At 34.2% G+C, this 2,305-nt stretch carries 2 protein-coding genes; both read right to left on the bottom strand.

Annotated elements, in window-relative coordinates; translation table 11 throughout:
- On the bottom strand, window positions 1–438 hold a 438-nt coding region (locus CD30_RS18880), incomplete at its 3' end, for a thiamine pyrophosphate-binding protein (RefSeq protein WP_036180687.1).
- The gene (locus tag CD30_RS18875) at window positions 431–1,816 is read right to left on the bottom strand and encodes an isochorismate synthase (protein WP_036180684.1); all 1,386 of its coding nucleotides are present in this window, start codon (window positions 1,814–1,816) and stop codon (window positions 431–433) included. The genes CD30_RS18875 and CD30_RS18880, both read right to left, overlap by 8 nt.
- Window positions 1,817–2,305 lie beyond the last annotated feature (489 nt).

Genomic DNA, 2,305 nt, shown 5'->3' with positions numbered 1-2,305 from the left:
TAGTGTTTGTAATTCTCCATCAGGTAACGGAAATTCAATTGACCATTTTACCTGTTCTCCATAGAGACGAATTTGATTAATCGCCTGCGGAGCTCCAACTTCACGTAATTCATGTGGACGATCTGCTGTAATTACAATTAATGGAACTCGTGCATTCTTCGCTTCTACAATCGCTGGAAAATAGTTCGCTGCAGCCGTTCCTGATGTACATAATAATACAACTGGCTTTCCCTTTGCCTTCGCAATTCCTAATGCAAAGAATGCTGCAGACCGTTCATCCAACTGTCTATATATCTGAATCGACTTCGTGGAAGCAAATGCATATGCAAGTGGTGTAGAACGTGATCCAGGGCTAATTACCACATCTTCAACACCATTTTGAATAAGCGCTGCCACAACTTGATAAACATAATTCGATAGAATGTCACGATTACTCATTTAATTGTCCTCCTAAAACACGCAGCATCGAACGGAATTTCACTAATGTCTCCTCGTATTCAGAGATTGGCTCTGATTCTGCAACTATACCTCCACCTGCATAAAGAATCGCACTATTTTCAATAAGTGCTCCTGATCGAATAGCAACTGCAAACTCTCCATTACCTTCTGCATCTATCCATCCAAGTGGTGCTGCATATAGCCCTCTATTCATAGGTTCTACCTGTCTTATGATTGATAATGCTTGTTGTCTAGGCACCCCTCCTAAAGCCGGTGTTGGATGTAGATCTTTTACTAGCTGTAAAATATTCGCATTATCATTTAACTGACCTTCAACAGGTGTATATAAATGTTGAATATCTCGAATTTTTAATAATCTAGGATTCTTTGGCACAGTATAATGAATACAATTTTTTGCAAATGTATCCTTTATCATTTCAACAACATATTGATGTTCCCCTAGATTTTTCGCATCATTTAATAGACTTTGACCAAGTGCAAAATCCTCTTCAGCTGTTTTCCCTCTCTTTATAGAACCTGCAATACACGATGAATAAGCTTTTCCATTGTTTACCTTTACAAGTCTCTCAGGAGATGCTCCAAAAAAGAGTAAGCCTTCTCTTTCTAGACCAAATAAATAACTTTCAGGCTGCTCATTGATAATTTGAGAAAGGACCTGTGGAGAAGTTACTTTATCTTTAAACTGTAAGGAAAGAGCTCGAGCAATAACCACTTTTTGTGCTTCTTTATTTTTAATTAAATTTGCTACCTTTTGGACAGAGTTAAGATATTCTACTTTATTACGTTCCTCATAGCTTGTAACTAATGGTTTATTATATGTTTTTACTTCTTTCACTTGTGCAGCATGGATTAAACGATCTCTCTCTTTTCTTAAGCTATCAAATTGAGCCATGCTATCATCATCATCAGTGATTAGATGAATACTTACATATGCCTTCTCATTCTGAATAACAAGCTGAAACGTCGCAACTGCAAAAAAGCTATTCGGAAAACCGTCCCATTCGCCACTCTTTTCATTTAATGGATCGAATGAAAAACCTCCAAATAGTATTGGCTGGGGTTCTTGTTCCTCTTTTACAATATTTTCAGTAAGGTGTTTCCATATTTTTTCAACATGATTATAACGATTAACATGTGCATTATTTTCTATTGTATATGCATGACCTAGACCAACTAAAGTAAACGTTTTCTCACGATTTTGCCAAAAAAATCTTTTTCCTTTATGTTGACTTTCTCCAGCTGCAAAAAAGGCTAATGCCGATAATCTATTAACTTCTATTGTCTCAATATAGAAGTGTAACTTTGAATTTGTAGAGCCCACTTCAAACTCAGTGGTTTGTAACCACTTTTGATCCATGAAATTTCCCTCCGTCAAACTTGCTGATTCTTAAAATATTGTCTCTACTTACCTATATGATTAATTATGTTTCACCATATAGATAATACACGTTACCCTTCATAGTTTTTAGCAAGGTTACAACTTTAGATAAACCTAACAGCTTCAAAAAAACAATTCGTAACAGAGTCAATCATTTTAAGTTTAGCTTTGTATATCCTATAAAATGCTTTATTTAAATTAGCAGTATCTATTCTATCATAACACTTTTTTTTCTTATACAATATGGATTACTACTGACTATTCTTTGTTTTTATTTGGCTATTTTCGACTAGCCATAACAAAAATGTTTAATACAAGAAGTAGAATAAAAATCGAATATTTCTTGTTCAACAATCTCATATAATTCATATTAATATATTTCTATTAACACATAGATTATCTACCTTTCATTATAGAAGCATAAAAAAACACTATCGAGATTTATAAATCTCGATAGTGTTTTTTTAT

It is taken from the genome of Ureibacillus massiliensis 4400831 = CIP 108448 = CCUG 49529 (assembly GCF_000772965.1).
Classification (GTDB): Bacteria; Bacillota; Bacilli; order Bacillales_A; family Planococcaceae; genus Ureibacillus; species Ureibacillus massiliensis.
This window is presented reverse-complemented; position numbering and strand designations above follow the sequence as displayed.